General features: G+C 59.1%; 15 protein-coding genes. 11 read left to right on the forward strand and 4 right to left on the reverse strand.

The annotated features are described in order from the left end of the window. Positions 1-125 precede the first annotated feature (125 nt). Positions 126-1,031 (reverse strand): DMT family transporter, encoded by a 906-nt coding sequence (locus BV034_RS23165; RefSeq protein ID WP_050029345.1) that lies wholly within the window; start codon positions 1,029-1,031, stop codon positions 126-128. A 57-nt stretch (positions 1,032-1,088) separates the two neighbouring features. On the opposite strand from BV034_RS23165, the gene BV034_RS23170 reads away from it, so the two are divergent. Further along, positions 1,089-1,994: a PhzF family phenazine biosynthesis protein gene (locus BV034_RS23170; RefSeq protein ID WP_050029346.1), complete on the forward strand. Its 906-nt coding sequence runs from the start codon at positions 1,089-1,091 to the stop codon at positions 1,992-1,994. Positions 1,995-2,107: 113 nt separating this feature from the next. Here BV034_RS23170 and BV034_RS23175 read toward each other — a convergent pair whose 3' ends face one another. Further along, positions 2,108-3,133: a squalene/phytoene synthase family protein gene (locus tag BV034_RS23175; protein WP_050029347.1), complete on the reverse strand. Its 1,026-nt coding sequence runs from the start codon at positions 3,131-3,133 to the stop codon at positions 2,108-2,110. A gap of 54 nt (positions 3,134-3,187) precedes the next feature. Here BV034_RS23175 and hemW point away from each other — a divergent pair, with 54 nt between their 5' ends. Then, the gene (hemW, locus tag BV034_RS23180) at positions 3,188-4,303 is read left to right on the forward strand and encodes a radical SAM family heme chaperone HemW (protein ID WP_063768877.1); all 1,116 of its coding nucleotides are present in this window, start codon (positions 3,188-3,190) and stop codon (positions 4,301-4,303) included. A gap of 106 nt (positions 4,304-4,409) precedes the next feature. On the opposite strand, the gene BV034_RS23185 is transcribed toward hemW, so the two are convergent. Then, the gene (locus BV034_RS23185) at positions 4,410-6,491 is read right to left on the reverse strand and encodes an FAD-dependent oxidoreductase (protein ID WP_081888052.1); all 2,082 of its coding nucleotides are present in this window, start codon (positions 6,489-6,491) and stop codon (positions 4,410-4,412) included. 241 nt (positions 6,492-6,732) lie between these two features. On the opposite strand from BV034_RS23185, the gene BV034_RS23190 reads away from it, so the two are divergent. Continuing rightward, positions 6,733-7,308, forward strand: a complete 576-nt coding sequence (locus BV034_RS23190; RefSeq protein WP_050029350.1) for a tyrosine-protein phosphatase — start codon at positions 6,733-6,735, stop codon at positions 7,306-7,308. Here BV034_RS23190 and BV034_RS23195 read toward each other — a convergent pair. Beyond that, on the reverse strand, positions 7,280-8,521 hold the full coding sequence (locus BV034_RS23195; protein WP_050029384.1) for a sialidase family protein: 1,242 nt from the start codon (positions 8,519-8,521) through the stop codon (positions 7,280-7,282). The genes BV034_RS23190 and BV034_RS23195 overlap by 29 nt on opposite strands. A gap of 144 nt (positions 8,522-8,665) precedes the next feature. Here BV034_RS23195 and BV034_RS23200 point away from each other — a divergent pair, with 144 nt between their 5' ends. From BV034_RS23200 to BV034_RS23230, 8 genes are all read left to right on the forward strand, one after another. Beyond that, complete coding sequence (locus BV034_RS23200) at positions 8,666-8,974, forward strand: Dabb family protein (RefSeq protein ID WP_050029351.1); 309 nt, start codon at positions 8,666-8,668, stop codon at positions 8,972-8,974. Between the two features lie 402 nt (positions 8,975-9,376). Next, entirely contained in the window at positions 9,377-9,526 is a 150-nt protein-coding gene (locus tag BV034_RS36360; RefSeq protein WP_265593370.1) for a lmo0937 family membrane protein, read from the forward strand. Positions 9,527-9,639: 113 nt separating this feature from the next. Continuing rightward, positions 9,640-9,951, forward strand: coding sequence for a hypothetical protein (locus tag BV034_RS23205; RefSeq protein WP_050029352.1), 312 nt, complete (start codon positions 9,640-9,642; stop codon positions 9,949-9,951). Positions 9,952-10,206: 255 nt separating this feature from the next. After that, positions 10,207-12,009, forward strand: coding sequence for an SLC13 family permease (locus BV034_RS23210; protein ID WP_050029353.1), 1,803 nt, complete (start codon positions 10,207-10,209; stop codon positions 12,007-12,009). A 53-nt stretch (positions 12,010-12,062) separates the two neighbouring features. Then, entirely contained in the window at positions 12,063-13,982 is a 1,920-nt protein-coding gene (locus tag BV034_RS23215; RefSeq protein WP_050029354.1) for an AI-2E family transporter, read from the forward strand. Between the two features lie 149 nt (positions 13,983-14,131). Continuing rightward, positions 14,132-15,337: a cardiolipin synthase B gene (locus BV034_RS23220; protein ID WP_050029355.1), complete on the forward strand. Its 1,206-nt coding sequence runs from the start codon at positions 14,132-14,134 to the stop codon at positions 15,335-15,337. Between the two features lie 177 nt (positions 15,338-15,514). Continuing rightward, positions 15,515-16,720, forward strand: coding sequence for an FAD-dependent oxidoreductase (locus BV034_RS23225; RefSeq protein ID WP_050029356.1), 1,206 nt, complete (start codon positions 15,515-15,517; stop codon positions 16,718-16,720). Positions 16,721-16,932: 212 nt separating this feature from the next. Beyond that, positions 16,933-18,753 (forward strand): hypothetical protein, encoded by a 1,821-nt coding sequence (locus BV034_RS23230; RefSeq protein WP_050029357.1) that lies wholly within the window; start codon positions 16,933-16,935, stop codon positions 18,751-18,753. Positions 18,754-19,007: the final 254 nt, after the last annotated feature.

The following is a 19,007-nucleotide window of genomic DNA, read 5'->3' on the forward strand; positions in this document are numbered from 1 at the left end:
TAGAGAACGGTGTCAAGCCACCGTACTCCAAGACGCTGGCGCGCCATTGACCACTCCATTGGCATCCCACCTCACATCCACTGAGTTACCGGTTCACTGAATCACTGAATCACCGGACCACTGCCCTACCGTCGATTCACCACCGCAATTCCCGCCAGCACCAACAACGCCCCGACGACAAACTGCAGATGCAGCGGCTCCTTCAACAACAGGACTCCAAACGTGATCCCAAACAAGGGAGTCAGGAATGAAAACACGGAAAGCCGGGAGGCCAGATATTTCCTCAGCAGCCAGAACCAGAACAGATAGCTGCCAAAGGCGACAATCACTGTCTGAAACACAAGATTGGACCAGAGAAACGGCGTCAGGATCACTTTCTCAAAATCTCCATGCCACCACCCAAATGACACCGTCAGCACGGCGGCACCGACCAATTGATACAGCAAGGTCTTGCTGGCCGGAGCTTCTGAAAGGCGACTGCCCCGGATCACAATGGTGGTGGCCGCCCACGCCATGCCAGCCAAGATGCCCAAGGCATCCCCAATGAGGAGGTTCTTCCCGCCCGGGGCGAAGAGGCTGCCGGAGAAAGCCGCAATGATCCCTGCAAAAGCCAGTGCCACCCCGCCCCATTGGCGACCATTGAGTCGCTCCTCCTTCACAGAAAAATGCAACCCCAACGCGGCGAAGACAGGTGCTGTGTACAAGAACACCGCCATGTGTCCAGCGGTGGTAAAGTTCAGCCCCAGTGCCACCAGCAGGAACTCGGCACCAAAGAGCCCACCCACAGCCAGCCCAGCCCGCAGCGTGCCATCTCGTACCGACAGACTTTCCCGCTGCACCACCATCAACCCTGCCAGCAGCAACGCCGCAAAGAACGACCGCAATCCCACTTGAAGCATGGGCGTCATCTCGGTAGCCGAGGCTTTGATCCCGACCTGTTGCAATCCCCAGATCAAACACAGCCCCAACATCACAGCATAACTGAAGCCATCGAGGGGCTTGCGGAGCGGGAGGGCACTGGAGGGATTCATTCTTGACGCTTCTAGCGGAAGTTCCTTACGTTCCTCGCGAACGTAAGGGATATCAACATGTCAAGCCACGCCCCGCACGCCACGAGAGAGGTCCCCTTCAAGCAGGTGGACGTCTTCACCGCCCGCCCCTACCAGGGCAACCCTGTGGCGGTCATCCTGGACGCCACTGGCATGGACAGCCTCCAGATGCAGCAGATCGCCAACTGGACGAATCTCTCTGAGACCACCTTCGTCCTGCCACCCCAAGATCCTGCGGCAAACTATCGCGTGCGCATCTTCACACCTCAGGACGAGCTTCCCTTTGCAGGTCACCCCACGCTCGGCACCGCCCATGCCCTGCTGGAGTCCGGCCTCATCCAGGCTTTCTCAGGCCGACTCGTACAGGAATGTGCCGCCGGCTTGATCGAGCTGACCGTAAGCCCATCCCACGGAGGTTCGCCCGAGATCGCATTCCAGTTGCCCACGGCGAAGTTCACCCTGCTGGATGCCTCCCAGATCGATGAACTGGAGGCCATTCTCGGTGCCGCCATCGAGCGATCCTTCCCTGTGACCCTTACCGATGTGGGCCCACGATGGACCATCGCTCAACTGAAAAACGCTGAAGCGGTTCTCGCCGTTCAACCCGACTTCGCCAGCATGGCCAAGTTTGACCTCGCGCTGGGTGCTTCTGGCGTCACCCTCTTCGGCCCCCATCAGCCTGGCCATTCTGCAACCTACGAAGTACGATCCTTCGCACCTTCTCATGGAGTGAACGAAGATCCCGTCTGCGGCAGTGGCAATGGCAGTGTGGCCGCCGCCCTGCTCCACCATGGCCGTACCAGATCGCACACCAGCGGCTATACCGCCACCCAAGGCATCAAGGTCGGTCGCGCCGGGCATATCACGGTCCAATACCCGCCGAATGGCTCCATCCATATCGGTGGACAGTCCGTCACCTGCGTCGAGGGCGTCATCCGCATCTAAGGCGGATCAAATGACACAATGCCCGGGCATCAAGGAAACAACTGCTGCTCGACCCGGCTCTTCAGCAACCGGACCGCTGAATTGCTTAACTACCGAATCACTGGATTACTGATTCACCGGTTGCCGAAGTAGCGCTCTGCGAGCTTTCTCATGCCTCCCTTACGCAGCACCGCCATCCCCGCATCTAGCAGCACCTTGCTCACCTCCCCACGGGACACTTTCACACCATCCTGTAGGGTGGGCCAGTCAGCGGCCTCGATCAACGCCAGCGTCTTGATCCCCAACAGTAAAGGCAAGGCTGTGGCATAGAGCAGCCGCTTGTTCTTTACTTCATCCAGATACCGTACGCCTTCGTGCAGGTGCTCATGACACAGCTTCTTCCACGGCGTCAACAAGGGCATGAGCTTTGCAGGATCCGCCTGCACATCCCCCACACTCAGCCCCGCGGCCTGGAGCGCTTCTTCAGGAATGTAGCACCGCCCTAGCTTCAGATCCTTGCCAGGATCCCGCAGAATGTTCACCAGTTGCAGCCCCTTGCCATAGCGGATGCCCCGTGTCACCATCTCATCCAGGCTCACCCCCTCGTTGAAGGAGCCTTCCGCTTCTGTCGCACACAATCGGGTCCAAAACTCCCCGACACAGCCTGCCACTAGGTAGGTGTAGTCATCCAAGTCCCGAGTCGTTGCCAGCGCACGCAGCTGTCCGTCTCCGGGAAAACGTTGTATGTCCAGCATCTGCCCTTGGATGATGGGCCCCAGTACACCCATCATGGCAGACTTTTGGCCCTCGGGGGACGCGTGGAAAGCATTCAGAGCCTCTTGCAGGCGCTCCAGGAGACGCGCCTCATGCGCATCCTCCTGATGCGGAACAAAATCCACCAGCAACCGGGCCACCAGCACGCCCTCGGCGATAGGATCACGCAGTGGCAGTCTCACCCGCCTTTCGAACTCGGCCAGGCAGGTCAAACGTACCGCATCGGGCACCTGGATCGTATCCGCCATGGTGTCCGCCGCCCGCGCCAGCAGGTACGCCAGGGAAAGCGGCTCTCGCAATCCTTGCGGCAGTGCCTTGAGCGTGAGATAAAAGGATCGGGACACGCCCTCCAGCAGTTTCCCGCCCAGTTCTTCTGCTCCAGTCATTGGTTGAACATTTTCTCCTTGTTCCATCTTAAATCCGAAATCTGATTCTGTCTCTTGCCGTCTCATCTTTACCTTCACATCCCCTTCTGTCATCGGATCTGCCCGTACTGTAGTTTCTATAAACACACCCTGGGCGGCACAGATATGGGAGCCTTTGTAAAGGCCGTGCTGCGGGAACTGGAGTTGCACCAGCGGACGATGCCAGTGACCGCTCGCACCATTTATCTGGGTGGCGGCACACCGACCGCGTTGAGCGAGAAGCATCTGGCCACCCTGCTGACGGGACTAAAGGAAGCAGCCGCGGCTTCCGGCACCGTGCTCGACGAGTTTGGCCTTGAGGCCAATCCCAAAACTGTGAGCGCCAGCAAGGCCCGCTTGTTAAAGGAACTGGGCGTCACCCGCGTCAGCCTGGGGGTGCAAGCCTGGGACGAGCCCACCTTGAAACTTCTGGGCCGGGATCATGCGCCGGATGAAGCGGTGGAGACCTTTCACATCCTGCGGGAGGCGGGCATTCCCAGTCTCAACGTCGATCTCATGTTTTCCATCCCCGGCCAGACGTTGAAGGTCTGGAATGCGGGCCTGGAAAAAACGCTCTCGCTGGGCTCCGACCACGTGTCGTGCTACAACCTCACGTATGAGGAGGATACCGAGTTCCTCTCCCAGCTTCAGGCCGGAGTTCTGGATACGGATGAAGACCGTGACGCCGATCACTTTCAGTCCACGATGGACATCCTTGAGGCCGCCGGCTTCGAGCACTACGAGATCTCCAACTACGCCCGTCCCGGCCATCGCTCCGTGCACAACCAGGCCTACTGGCGCGGGGCCGACTATCTGGGCCTGGGCCCTTCCGCCAGCTCCACGGTCAAGCGGGTACGATGGAAGAACATCCCCGACACTGCCGGCTATATCCGTCTGCTGGAAGAAGGGCGTCTGCCCATCACCGAATCCGAAGAGCTCACCGACCGCCAGTGGCTCATTGAACGTGTCGCCCTGGAACTACGCACCGCCGAAGGCATGAGCCGCGAGCGTGTCGCCCCTTCCCAAGCCGAAGCCCTGACCATGCTGGTCACCGAAGGGCTCGTGACCACCACTGCCGACCGAGTGATCCTCACCCGCGCCGGCAAGGCCCTCTCCGACAGAATCGCAGAACAACTGCTGCCAGACGAGTAGTACAAATAATTAGGAATTTTGAATTCGGAATTAGGAATGAATTGAAACCAAAGGCACACCACCGCCCGCCGTTCGATGTTCATTCCTAATTCCTAATTCATCATTCCTAATTTTTCGAAAGCCACTGCACCGCATCGGCCACCACGTAGCCATCGGCGCCTTCGTTGGTGATGGTCACCACGGCGGCTACTTCTTTGGTGAACTGAAAGGTGCCCAGGGAGACGAAGAGCCCGTCAATTGGGGGCATGACTTTCTGATTCACGGAAACCACCTTTTCCCCGTCCGCGCTGAGCACTTTGACCTTGGCATTTGAGGCGCGGTTCGTGTTGTGGGGCACTGCCAGACGCACTTCGTAGGCACCAGCCTTGGGAAGGACGGTCTCGAATCGGGCACTGCAATTGCCGTCGTTCACATTGCCATCATGGTGGTAGCCTTCGCCGATGAAACGCTTGGCAACCTTGCTTTCGCCCCAGTTGCCCTTGAACTCCGCCTTGGCATCATCCACCACCACGCCCTTGAGCTTGGAGGCATCGATGCCACCCTTGTCCTCCGCTTTGATCAGATGCGGAGCTTCAAGGATCTGGCCGTCTTTGAGCAGACGTTCACGCAGATCTTTATAGGGCACGTCCTGTACCGCGGAGCCCGAATCAATGGCCATAACCGCCGCAGTGGCGGAGGACTGGGCCAGGATCATAAACACCGGTTCCATGCGGATGGAACCAAAGGCGATGTGTGTGCTGGAAACGCAGACTGGCACCAGCAGGTTGTCTGCCTGACCCTTCTTCGGCACCAGGGAGCCATAGGCGATCTCGTACGGACCATTGGTGGAGACGCCAATATCCCCTTCATTCTGCACATAACCTTCAGGCGTGATGTAGCGCTGCACATTGTGCGAGTCGATCGTGTAGGAACCCATGCCCACGGACTCTGGGGTGGGTTTCTTCTTGCGCAGTTCGTTCTCCGTCATCACGAAGGCACCCACCATGCGGCGGGCTTCGCGGATGTAGAGTTGCGGAGACCAGTTCCCATTGTCCTGGAATTCATCCTTGGGCAAGCCCCAGCGCTTCATCTCGTTGCGCACCTCAGATGGCACACGTGGATCATTGGCGATGAAGTAGAGCCAGCCTTTCTGATAGGTCTCATGCTCCTTGATAATTTCCTTGCGCCGTTCATACGAGGCATCCGGGTAGTCGTAGTTGTACCCGATGTTGTCCGTACTGAAGGGGCCGTGGTTGTTCGTATCCGTCTTGTGGTTCGGGATGGGATCGAATTTCTCAAACGTCTCCCGCCAGCCAGCATCAAACACCCGCACCAGCATCTCATACTGCTTGGCATCATACCCATCCGGCTTCTCAAACGGGATACGATTGTCGGGATGATCCGTCAGGCACATACGAAAGCAGTAGGCCTGCACCCGCTTGTCTTCCTCGCCAAACTTGCCAGGAGATGCAGCGCTCACGCGAGGCAGCACCCCGCTCTTGGGATCGCCCGGCACCACGTAGGGACTGATCTTGTCCTTCAGCACACCGAAGTGATGCCGGTGATGCAGCACCCCTGTCTGCACGCCATTGGCCGTCTCACCATACTTGCTGTTGGCCTCACGCCCCACGTGGTAGTCCACCGCCGCCGCAGCCATGAGATCCCCCTCGTAGGTGGCATCAATGAACATCTTTCCCGTGAGGGTCTTGCCGCTGAGCATGGTGATGCCCGTGATGCGACTGCCTTCCTTTTTCACCCCCTTGGAGCGATCCAGCCATTCATCACGCAGCACAGGAATGTTGAACTCCTTTACATAGTCCTCGAACACCTGCTCTGCTACATGAGGCTCGAAGATCCACATCGTGCGATTTTCGCCATCCATGGCCGGTGTGCCCTGGCCTTTGTTGCCGTACTCCGTCTTCTTCTGCTGCTTCCAGGCTTCTGGCTTGTCGTAGTGCATCCAGACACGATGATAGAAGTCACGCGACAATCCGCCGATGACCGCCTTGTTGCCGGTGTCGGTGAAGCCGAGACCGCCGCTGGACAGGCCACCCAGGTGCTTGTCTGGACCCACCACCACGGCCGTCTTGCCCATTTTCTTGGCCTGCACGGCGGCGATCACCCCCGCAGCTGTACCACCATAGACCACCACGTCATACTCCTCTGCGCGAGCTGCCAGAGGCAGGCCCACGATGAGGGTCGAAACCATCCAAGTGCGAAGCGATTGATGCATCATGAGGGAACGCGCATTTAATTTCGAATCTTCAAATAACAGATCAGCCGACTTTATGTCGCCATCTCTGAAGGTCCATGTTAGTCCTTTTGGACAGAAGGAATCAATCCCCAACCACGCGGAAGAGGTGTCCTGGAGTGGCAAGTGCGCCCTTTCCTGCATTCCAAGGGAACCATTTCTCCTGCCGCCACGTAATGAGATTTACTGAGACATCGAAATGCCTCCTGTTTCCATGATCTTCCGCCCCGTTTCCCTGCCAGTTACGTTCGCTGGTCAGTTGCTCCTCACTTCCATGCCTGGATACCAGGATGGTGATGTAGAGCGTCCTCTCGCCGCCTGGAACGCTCTGCGTGAGAAGGCGGGTGACGACAAGGTGACGCTCGTCTGCCTGACAAGCGAGGCTGAGATCCAGTCCAAATCACCCCGCTACGCCCGCTCGCTGACCCAGGGCCGCTGGGGAGGACGCCGCATCAGCCATCCCGTACCAGACTTTGACATCCCTGGCGATGCTGAGCTCTATCACCTGATGGTGCTGGAGATGGGCAAACGCATCCGTCAGGGCGGCACCGTTCTCATCCACTGTGCGGCAGGAGTCGGTCGTACGGGTACTGCCGCAGTCTGCGTCTTGCTGACGCTGGGCATCCCCTTGCACGAGGCCCTCAGCCTGGTACGCAGCGCTGGCAGCGGTCCTGAGACCGCCGAGCAGCGCCGGTTTGTAGAAGACTTTGCCAACAGCCGCATCCTGCGCACGGCCACCACCCCGCTTACTTCGCGGCCGGGCTCCTCCAGATGATCCGTGCGGCGAACACCGCGTTGTCAGATCCATACTTCATGGGGATCGTGTAGTCGTACGGGTTGGGTGGATTCGTCTGCATCCACTCCGTCACCGTGACCCATGTCTCGCGATCGTTCACTTTCGTGACGCCGAAATTCCCCAGGCGCGCACCACGATTGGGCACCAGAATTCGCTCCGTGCTTCGGATGACGCAGAGATTTTCCGGATCCACCTGTCCGATGAAAAGAGGCGCGCGATGCCGGAAGACATGATCATTGTTCGCGCCCTTCCGGGTGTACACCAGAAACAGCCCCTGTTCATGCGTCACCCAATGCTGCTGGGTGTTGTAGTTGCCTAGTTCCGAGCCGTCATCCCAGGTCCACATCTTGGGTGGGGAGAAGTTCAAGCCGTCTTCACTGGTGGAGACATAGCCAGCCTTGTCATGGCGCATTGTCAGGTAGTAGCGGCCATTGTACTGGGTCAGAGAAGGCTCGCCCAGACCGCGATCAGACGGGACGGTCAACTCCGACCCGTGGGCGACATAGGTGAGGCGCGTGCCGTCAAACCGGCACCGCACCACCGTCACAGAGGTCTGCTTGGCCTCCGGGTTTTTGAAATAGATCGGCAGAAGGATGTCCCCGTCCGGCAAGTCCACGCGCTGCACGCAGCCCGCCCCCGCGCTCTGAAAACGGGGCTCGGCCGGCATGGCCATGGCTTCCCATCTCGTCCATTGGCGGGTGGCTTCGTCATAGACAGCGTAGCAAGTCTCCCGGCGACGCTCATGCATCACCTTGTTGTCCTTGTACCGGGCGGTATGGCCGATCCCCAACAACTTGCCACTGCGAGCGTGCCAGGCAGGCCAGAAGTCACACGCCACCACCTCCACGCCATTGGCCTCCGTCCGCCTCCCCAGAGTATCCGGGTGCGAGGTCGGCCCACTCCAAGTGAACCCGAGGTCGTCGGTGCGCATGTCGTTCAGTTCATAAAATACGTCGCTGCTCTTCAGCAGCAACTTCTGCAGGGTGAGCACCACCTTGGGAGGATTCCCCGGCAGAGCACAGGCCCGGGCATGCACCCAGCAAGTCTTCTTGTCAAAACCGGTCGAGAGCGTCTCCAGCCGGATATCATACTCCGGTGCCTCCGGCACTGATTTACCAAGCTCCGCCGCCCGCAGCGACAGCCCCCCCATCGCCACCACCATCCCTGCCCGAAAATGGAATTTGAGACCCATCTGCATTTCCACCAAACGCGACCACCGCCTCATTTCCCTCCTCCAAGGCACAAATCCGGGCAAAAAAGCTTTGCACCACCCACCTCCTGTTCCAAAATTCCCCCATCGAACCTCGTTCGATCAACCTTCCAACTTCCTGCCGCCATGCTCCACAACGTTTACTTCTGGCTCAAATCCGATCTCAATCCGGACCAACGCAACACATTCGAAGGTGAGCTCATCAAGCTCAAGGAGATTCCCTACCTCGTGCACGGCTTCATCGGCAAGCCCGCCAAGACCGAGGAGCGCCCGGTGACAGACCACTCCTTCAACTACTCCCTGACCCTCCACTTCAAGAACATGGAGGACCACGACCACTATCAAACGAACTGCGAACATCACCTGCGGTTCATCAACACCTGCAAGTCCTTCTGGGACCGCGTGGTGGTGTATGACAGCTCGCCTGTCCACTGATTACATTCCCAGTCCACTCTTCAAAAAGCCGCGGTCTTGCGACCGCGGCTTTTTTTGTGATCACTGCTCCCTGGCAACACCCCAATAGTAGTTTCCAACATCCCAGGCTCCCTCACCGAAGCGGGAGGCTGTTTGTTCAAATTGAAGTTTGAACTACAAGCAGAGCCCGCAGCCATTCATTCGACGTCAGCAAGCCAACCTTCATGCACAATGCAACCCGGGGCTGGGCGAACTGCAACGATACCGCCTCAAAAGAAGGTCTGAGCGGCGCAGGCAAAACAAAAATACCCCTCACGCTCAGCCACTTACGCACATCACCTGTGCCATGGCACAGCCCCTGCAATGCAGAGTCCCGTAAAAAGCCCCGCTAATTTCCCCCACAACATTCCACCCCTGCACGCCATGCTCTACACCATCGCTGTTATCCTCATTATCGCCTGGCTGCTCGGCCTGGTGACTTCCTACACCATGAGCGGGTTTATTCATATCCTGCTCGTAGTCGCCATCGTCATTGTTCTGCTTCGCGTCATTCAGGGCCGCCGCCCGATATGACGGAGCCGACCCGTTCGCTGCGCCACTCCAAACAAAAAACCCTGGCGCAGCCCTCCTGAAACATCCTCCAGCATCCACCCTTCTAAAAACAACCTCCAACCTGACTCATCACCATGTTCCCTTTTTCCAAGCCCCACCCCAAAACCTCCCTCGAACGCATCGGTTCCAGCCTTCGCGACGTGGGTCACGACATCAACAACCTGCTGAACACGCTGGGCAGCGAAGCGAGCGGCTACTCTTCCGAAGTGAAGGATTGCATGAGCTCATTCGCCACTCAAGCGCAGGCTACTGGCCGCCAGTTGGAAGATCAGGCCGCGCACGGCTACGAGTCCATCACGGACTTCGTGAAGCGCCGTCCTGTGGAATCCGTGGCGCTCGCCTTCGGCCTGGGCATGCTGCTGGTGGCGCTCAAGCGGCCCCGCTAACCGCGATGCCGCTGCGCCCTGCCGTATGACACCGTTCACCGCCCCAACGAACGGTTCCGGTCAGAACAGCAGCCCTGCCACCGCAGGCAGTTGAAAAACGTGATCTCCGCGAACCTGGAATGGGGTCCTCACCCCGGCCCATGCGGAGGGCGGCGGCAGTTCAGGCGGCTCGACCGCGCCTGAACTGCCGCTTGCGTTTCACCATCCAAAAAAACTCCCCAGCGCCCCCTCAGATCTGATTCCGTCCACTCCTCCATGACCCCTGCCATTGTCATTGTGTTCGTTCTGATCGCCGTGGCCCTGGTGCTGTTCACGGTGGAGGTGATCCCAGCGGAGATGGTCGCCCTGGGTTTGCTGCTGGCGTTTGTGATGACGGGCATCCTCACACCGGAGCAGGCCTTTGCGGGCTTCGCCAGTGACACGGTGATGATGATTCTGGGACTGCTCATCATGACCAGTGCTATTGCCCGAACCGGGGTCATGGGAGGCGTCGCCCGCTGGTTGCAAATCGCCACCAAGGGTCGCAAATTGCTCTTCACCAGCCTTCTGCTGGGTTCTGTAACGGCGTTGAGCAGTTTTATGAGCAACACCGCGGTGACAGCGCTCTTTGTACCCGTGGTCATCGCCGTCAGCCGACGCATGGGGCTGCCCGTGCACAGCATTCTCCTGCCAGTGGCGTTTGCCTCCATCCTCGCAGGATCCATGACCCTCATCGGCACTTCCACGAACTTGGTCGTGTCTGGTCTCATGCAGACAGGTGGCCTGGCTCCTCTCGATATGTTCGAGATGACCCCTGTGGGTCTGGTGCTGGTGCTACTGAGTGTGCCCTACCTGATTTTCCTCGCACCACGCCTTCTCCCCTCCCGCTCCCGGGAGACCACCATGGAGGAAGTCATCCGAGCCGGACACTACCTCACGGAAGTGCGGGTGCAGAAGGAGTCTCTGCTTGTGGGCAAGACGCTGCGGGAAGCCCGTTTTGGCGAACAGCATGATCTCAACGTGCTTAGCGTCATTCGTGAGAGTGGAGAGCAGACCACCGGTCGGGCCAATACCAAACTGCGCGCGGGAGACGTCTTGCTGGTGGAGGGCCCTCATGACGCCATCCTCAAGGTCAAAGATCAATCCGGCCTGGAGATCAAAGCTGAGGCTAAGCTCGGCGCGGTGGCACCGGAAAACGAATCCCCGCTCACGAAAGACGACGACAGGGTGGTCGAGGCGCTGGTCCTCCCCCGCTCCACGCTGTTGCATCAGACGCTAAAGCAAGCCCGTTTCCGTGAGCGGTACGGCGTCATCGCCCTTGGCATCCGCCGTCATGGAGAAAATCTGTTGAGCAAGATCAGTCAGGTGCCGCTCAAGGTGGGCGATCTCCTGCTGCTCCAGGGCTCCACCAGCGATCTCCGTGCGCTGGAAGACGCGGGCGCATTCCGCCTCATCGGGGAGGCGGATACCTCCCGTTTCTCCAAGGCGCGCACTTTGGCCGCGTGCGCCATTTTTGTAGGGGTGCTCGCCCTGGGTGTGTTCAAAGTGCTTTCTCTTCCGGTGGCGGCGCTTACCGGCGCGTTCCTCATCTTCGCCACCCGCTGCGCGTCTCCGGAAGAAACCTACCGGGAGATGGAATGGAAGGCCATTATCCTCATTGCCTGCATGCTCAGCGTCGGCGCAGCACTGCACACCTCGGGTGCGGATGCCTATGTGGGCGGCCTGCTGGCCGGATGGGCAGGCAGTGTGACGCCTGTGTGGATCCTGGCCGGCATCTTCGTCTTCACCGTGGCGCTTTCCCAGCCCATGTCCAACCAGGCCGCTGCGGCACTGGTGCTCCCCATTGCGCTCCAGACAGCCACCCAGCTTGGTCTCGATGCCAGGCCCTTCGCCATGACCGTCGCTTTCGCGGCAGGTTGTTCTTTCCTCACTCCCCTGGAACCGTCCTGCCTGATGGTTTACGGACCTGGCGGCTACCGGTTCAAGGATTTCCTCATCGCGGGCCTGCCACTCACGCTCATCGTCATGGTGGTGACCCTGGTCATGGTGCCGGTCATCTGGCCGCTGCATCCCCGCTGAGAATCTCCAGTTTTTCACACTCATTCTTTCCTCCAACCCTCCCCCGCCCTCACATGGATGCCCAGCAACGTTCTTATCTCGCCTTCCTGCGGTTCTTCACCGCATTGCTGCTGGTGGCTGCCCTCTTCTTTGCCCAGGAGGTGCTCGTGCCCCTGGCACTCTCTGCCCTGCTGGCCTTCATGCTGAATCCGCTGGTGAAGCTGCTCTGCCGCTGCCGGCTACCCCGCGCTGTGAGCGTGGTGATCGTGACGATGCTGGTATTCACCCTCATGGGGTGTGTGTTCTGGATGGTCGGCAAGGAACTGCACCATCTGGCCAATGCCCTGCCCAACTACCGCCACAACATCCAGGAGCGCGTCTCCGCAGTCCGGCATGCCAGTGAGGGTGGTACCATCGCCCGGCTGCGCACCATGGTGGCAGACATCAGCACCTCCGCCCTGGATGTGGGTGCGGGCCGACAGACAGTCGCCTCCACCCATCCATCCTCCCCACCGCCCACCACAACCGACAAAGTCCAACCTCCAGAACAACAACCCGCCCCCCCACCCGTGGAAGGAGGCATGGCCTCCAAGATCCTCAACAGCTCACTTGCGTTTCTGGCCAACGGACTGGGAGTAGCGGCCGTGGTGATTGTGTTTGTCATCTTCATGCTGCTGCGACAGGAGGACATCAGCCAGCGCATCGTGGGGTTGGCAGGGTTCAGCCGCCTCACGACCACCAGTCGGGCGATGGACGAGATTGGAGGACGCATCAGTCGCTACCTGCTCATGCTGGCCACGGTGAATACGCTTTATGGCATCATGCTCGCCATCGGCCTGGCTTTCATAGGCCTGCCCTATGTATTGCTGTGGGGGGTGCTCGCCGCATTGTTCCGCTTCATCCCCTACATCGGCCCTTGGATTGTGGCCGTGCTGCCCATCAGCCTGAGTCTGGCCGTGTTTGACGGATGGACTCAACCCCTCATGGTCGCCGGATTGATCATCGCCCTGGAGTTGATCACGAACATGATCCTGGAACCCCTCCTTTATGGCCATAGCGTTGGAGTGTCAGACTTTGCGCTCCTGGTCGCGATCACCTTCTGGACCTGGCTGTGGGGCGGTCTGGGACTCGTCCTGGCCACACCACTCACCGTCTGCATCGTCGTGATTTGCAAATACATCCCCAACCTTGGCTGGGTAGATGTGCTCATGGGTGAAAAACAACCTCCCCAGGCCCATCTCATGGCGTTCCGTAGCCTCGTCGCGGGAGATGAGGACGCCTTCCAAAGCACCGTTGAGGATTCAATCGAACAAAATGGCGTGGAAGCCACGCTTGATCAGGTCATCCTGCCCGCCCTGGTGCTGACCCGACGCGAAGCTATGCTGGGCAAGCTGGATGAAGAGGAACAGAGGGAAGTGATCGAAACCATCCAGACCACCAGCCAGTATCTCCGCGAATGCCAGGCAGAAGCCTTGGAAGAAGCTCGCGAAAAAGAAGCGGCCGCCACCAGAGAAGAAGAAAAAGACAAGAAGAAGGAAGAGGAGAATACTGAAACCAGCGACGCGGATGCATCTGCCTTGGAAGACGCAACGGCAGACACCCCAGCCCCTTCACCCATCCCAATCTTTGCCCGTGCTCTTCATGGCCAGGTGGATGCCCTTGCGCTGGAGATGCTCGAAATTCTCCTGCCTCCCCAAATCGAACTTCAGGTCTCGGCCGACGACCGCCTTGTTGGAGAACTGGTGGAGAAACTCAACGACTCACGCCCTGCCCTCATGATCATCAGCGCCATGCGTCCTGGGTCCATCATGGCAGCGGAAACTCTCTGCCGCCGTCTGCATCACAAAATTCCAGGTTTGAAAATGCTCGTGTGCCGCTGGGGCCTGCCCGGCCAACAGGCCACGGCCAAGTCCCTGAAGGACGCCGGAGCCACCTGGGTGGCCACCAGCCTTGCGGAAGCTCGGGATGTCATCGTCGAGGCGACAGACACATAGCTGCCCGAGGCGATGCCTTTCGGTTCAATGTCCAGTGTTCCGCGTGACGGGAGTGAATCTCAAACCGAAGGAACACTTGAAAACGTGTCCCCGGTCCCCGCCGTACTGTACATGTAGCGACTCCCGAAAACGAAAATACGACCTCTCCCGTGCCGTCCCTCGCCCCCACGCCAACCGAAACCCTCGCCACAGCCCCTCTCCCAATCTGGCTGAAGACCACCGACGGCCATACGGTGCTCTGGCTGGACAGCGGACGAGAACTGCTGGCCGCCCAGCTTCAGGCCATCGAGGGCGCGCAAAGCAGCATCCGCCTGGAGCAATACATCTATCGAGCCTCCGACGTGGCCGAGCGCTACCGCGAGGCGATGACCGCCGCGGCCCGCCGCGGGGTGTCAGTCACCGTCCTCATCGACCACGCAGGCTCAATCTCCTTGCCCGGAGATTATTTCTCGGAACTGGAGTCCCTCGGAGGGAAGCTCGTCTGGTTCAACCCTGTCCGCCGCAGGTTCTGGTCTTTCCGCGACCACCGTAAGTTGCTGGTGGTGGATGATGATACTGCCTTCATCGGCGGTTGCAACATCGCCCCAGAGTATGAAGGCGACGGCATCACCGAAGGCTGGCGGGATGGCGGAATCGGCATTCGAGGTCCCGTGGTGCAGCACCTTGCCTGCGCCTTTGAGAAACAGGTGGACCAAGCCCCCAAACAGATCTGGAAGGTACGGCGGCAGTCCTCTTGGGGCCGCATCGAAGTGAGCCCAGAGGTCACCCTTCTGCTCACGCGACCTGGTTTTCACCAGAACGCCTTTGATGAAGCCCTGCGACGCGACCTCCACAACGCCCGCGACGTCGCCATCACCTGTGCCTATTTCCTCCCGCCCGGCCGGACCCGGCGCTCCCTGCAAAAGGCCGCTCACCGGGCCAAGCGCTTCCGCCTGTTGCTCGCCGGCAAATGCGATGTGCCGATGTTCCAGTCCGCCTCCCGCGCCCAATACCGGAAGTTCCAGGGCAAAGGGGCGCAAATCTACGAGTACCAGCCTCAAGTGCTCCATGCGAAGACCCTGGTGGTGGACGACGCCGTGTACGTGGGTTCATCGAACCTCGACCCCCGCAGTCTCTCCATCAACTTTGAACTCATGATTCGCATCGCGTCTCCGGAGCTGGCCCGTCAGGCCCGCGCCACCTTTGAGCGGGACCTCGATCACAGCAGCCTGGTGGAAAAAGTCCGCTGGCGACGCCCCACCACCTGGTGGAAACGTCTCAAGCAAAAAATTGCCTGGTGGCTCTTCGTCCGCCTCGACCTTTCCATCGCCCAAAGCATGCTGCAGGATGCCGAGCAACGTGGCGGGCGGACGTAGGTTCTTGGTTCTTGGTTCTTGGTTCTTGGTTCTTGGTTCTTGGTTCTTGGTTCTTGGTTCTTGGTTCTTGATTCTTGGTTTGAAGTTTGAAGTTTGAAGTTTGAAGTTTGAAGTTTGGAGCTTACCTCAGAACAGTGACCCACGAGCGATTCAGGGTTGTCAACCTCCCTCTCTCCCATGGATCTCCGCTCAGCTCACCCGTATTGGTTGCTAAAGAATGGACTCCAGGGTAGCTACCCTGCCCTGGAGCGCGATGCCCGGTGTGAAGTCCTGGTGGTGGGCGGAGGCATCACCGGAGCGCTGGTCGCCTACCATCTGGCTGAAGCAGGAGTGTCCACCATGGTTTTGGACCGCAGGGACATCGGTTGGGGAAGCACGGCTGCCAGCACCGCATTGCTGCAGTACGAAATCGACACCCCTCTGCATGAGCTGGAAGCAAAACTTGGCCGGGACCATGCGGTGCGCAGCTACCAGGCCTGTCGCGACGCCATCTACAAGATCCAGGCGTTGGTGAGCCATTTAGAAGACGACTGCGGCTTCAAAACCAAACCCAGCCTCTACTATAGCGGACTCAAACGGGACTTGCCGGGCATGAAGAAGGAGTTTGCCGCCCGGCGTCGGGCCGGCATCGCGGTTGAATGGTGGTCGTCCCGTCAGGTCATGGAGCAGATAACCTTCAAAAAGTCCTGCGCCATCTACTCAGAAGACGCCGCCCAGGTGGATGCCTACCGGCTCGCCCACACGCTGCTCCGAGCGGCGTGTCAGAAGGCTGCAAGGGTGCACGACCGAACTGGACTGGCAGGATACGAGGTTCAAGGCAACAAAGTCATCGCCACCACTGATCGCGGCACCACCATCCTGGCCCGTCACATCATCTTCGCCACCGGCTATGAGGCCCAGGGTGATCTGGATCAAAAGATTGTCTCATTGCACAGCAGCTTCGCCCTCGTCAGTGAGCCCGTCGCGGGCCGCGGCCCCATCTGGCATGAAGACTGCCTCATCTGGGAGCACGCCGATCCTTACCTCTACCTTCGCACCACGGAAGATCGACGCATCATCATCGGAGGTGAGGATGAGGACTTCCGTGACGCCGACCGTCGCGATGCCCTCATCGAATCCAAATCGGCTACCTTGCTCCGCAAATTTCGGCACCTCTTCCCAGACATCCCTTTCGAGGTGGCGTTTGCGTGGGCTGGCACATTCGGCGAAACGAAGGATGGCCTCCCCTACATTGGCCAGACCCCCGAGTTTCCCCGCGCCAGCTTTACCCTCGGGTTTGGCGGCAATGGCATCATTTACAGCCTCATTGCTGCGGAAATCGTGCGGGATGAGATCCTGGGGCGGAAGAACGAACAAGCCGATCTGTTCTGTTTTGGAAGATAGGGGCAATCGCCCATCCCCACATTTCAGAACCAAACAATTTTCATCCGCAATCAATGTCCAAACCGGCGCCATATGCCATTCGGCATATTTATTGTTTGGCCCTATCCCCATAGGTTCATTCTGTTCTGTCCTCATAGAATCGGCGCCATAGGACATGAATCTCCATTCTTACATCGAACCCTGCAGCGTCCCCACTCCCATCCTTCCTCCCCATGGCTGACCTTAGCGACTTTCTTGTGTACACCGGCGAGCTGGCTCCTGGCATCTACCTCCCAGACCACATTCCGCCTGTCACGGGCTTCAGGCAGCAGATCAAAGAACTGCAGATTTTCCCGGGACCCAGCAGCATCCGAGTGAGGTTTCGCACGTTGTACAAGGCCCATGCCGCCTCCGTGGCCCTCTACCGCGTGGTCAGCGGGGATTTCAACGCGGACAAGCAGCATTTCGCCGCCCTTCGACTCGGCCCGCCGGACACCCGTCAATTTGATCTTTACATCACCACTGGAGGTCTAAACCGGATCGAAGCCGATACATCATACTGGGTGGAGGTAAGTTGTCGGGATCAACAGGGCAACGAGTTGCTTCCGGGTTACATCGCCGTCGTGCGCCAGATGCGCACGTGGAAACGGAATGTTGAGATGTTCGTGGATCACATCCGCGTCCATGCCGACGCCGATCCCCGAGGCAGCGGCGAGTTGTTCTTCCAGGTACGGGTATGGGATGCCATAACCCGGCAGCGGGTGCAGGACAACTCGACCGGCCAGTTCGATGTGAGTGACGGCGCAACGATTGACCCCGCCTTCACGGTTCCGTTCGCCCCCAACTTCCCCTGGCTCCGGGTGAAAGAACGCACTCGCATAGAAGGAGCCCACAACCGGTACGGCGTCTTTATCGGAGGCTGGGATGATGATTCCAAGGACTTCTTCAACATCTTCCCCTCAGCAGGCATTACCCTGGTCGTCCATCCTCCGGCCGACATGCCTTACGAGCCCTACGAGGAGTCCAAAAGCACCGACACGGATGACTCCGCCAGGAAGTTCGTTTTCATCGACCTGCCGGACGCCGTGGGCACGTTTCCCATCACCACGCCGATCGAACTGGTTCGTGGAAAGTTCAGGTTTACAGCCTACTACACGATCATCAGTGAAGTCTTTGCCAGCGCACAACCTTTACGCTGGTCCATGTCTGGAGCCTGGAATGAACCAGACCGGTGGTCGATTGAGGTTGGTGATTCCTCGACCCCAGCAGCTCGTCGTGCTGCCACTGACAATTTCAAAAAGCTCATCACCACGCACATCTCCCGCACTGCCGCAGGTGGGCTGGTGTTGGCAAACAGTGCTGATTCCGTAACTCTGGGGGCAGAACAGATTTCAGGACAGTTCGATTCGGTCCAAGTAATTCCTCCTGCCAGTCCAGACAAGCCCTCCTTTCTGCTCGCCCTGGATCTCAAGCAGGGCCTGAGGCTGGCCGAAATGCACACTGGCAGCGATTCACCACGGCTGGTCTGGCGCAAGCAAACAGTGGCAGTGAAAGGCAGGTGCTTCGTGCAGGGACTTCCCCCGCAAACACGAGCAGTCAAAAAGAACCGGGGGAAGACTCTCCCCTCTCCTGCGGGTTCCGCCCCATCATCATGGGGAATTTTTGCGCTGTCTGACAAGGGCACACCCTTGCGCATCCATCCTGATGGATCCAGTGAGGCACTCGGCCCCGTGACCAAGGCCCAGCCAAAGCATCTCTTCGCCCACCCCTCCAGCGAAGGCTGGCATGTCGTTCTTCTCGATGAGAAAGGAACCTGGCAGGCCACCTCCGCCCCAGCTTCAAAGAATGCGAAGACTCGTGAATGGATCACCCTGCCTCCTGAACTTGGGACCATCACCTCTCTGATCCCGCTTCCTGATGGGCGTGCCGTATACCTCGGCATGGATGATCAACGGAACGTAGGAGTCTGGAGCCCCGGTGTGAAAAAAGTACGGCACTTCGGGAAATGGGAGGACTTGCTACCAGACGAGATCACTCCCCCAGAGGCGGGATAGATCAGCGGTCTCTACACAAAGGCTTCAAGATGGTCTGACATCATCGGGGACCAGTACATCGCCCCCTCCAACTACCAGACGGCCCTCTCGCAACGCGGCTACGAAAGCATACGCTCTACAGGGCAGCGGTTGGACCAGCGTGTTACCGCCCAAGACCACGGAAGAGGCGGTTTGCTTTACCGTCGAGCGCGACCGACTTTGCTGGCAAAGCGCCCCACTCGCACCGTCGCCTACTGCCATCACCCCGCTCATTT

Origin of the sequence: Verrucomicrobium sp. BvORR034, from assembly GCF_000739635.1 — a bacterium.
In the GTDB taxonomy this organism is placed as follows: Bacteria; Verrucomicrobiota; Verrucomicrobiia; order Verrucomicrobiales; family Verrucomicrobiaceae; genus Verrucomicrobium.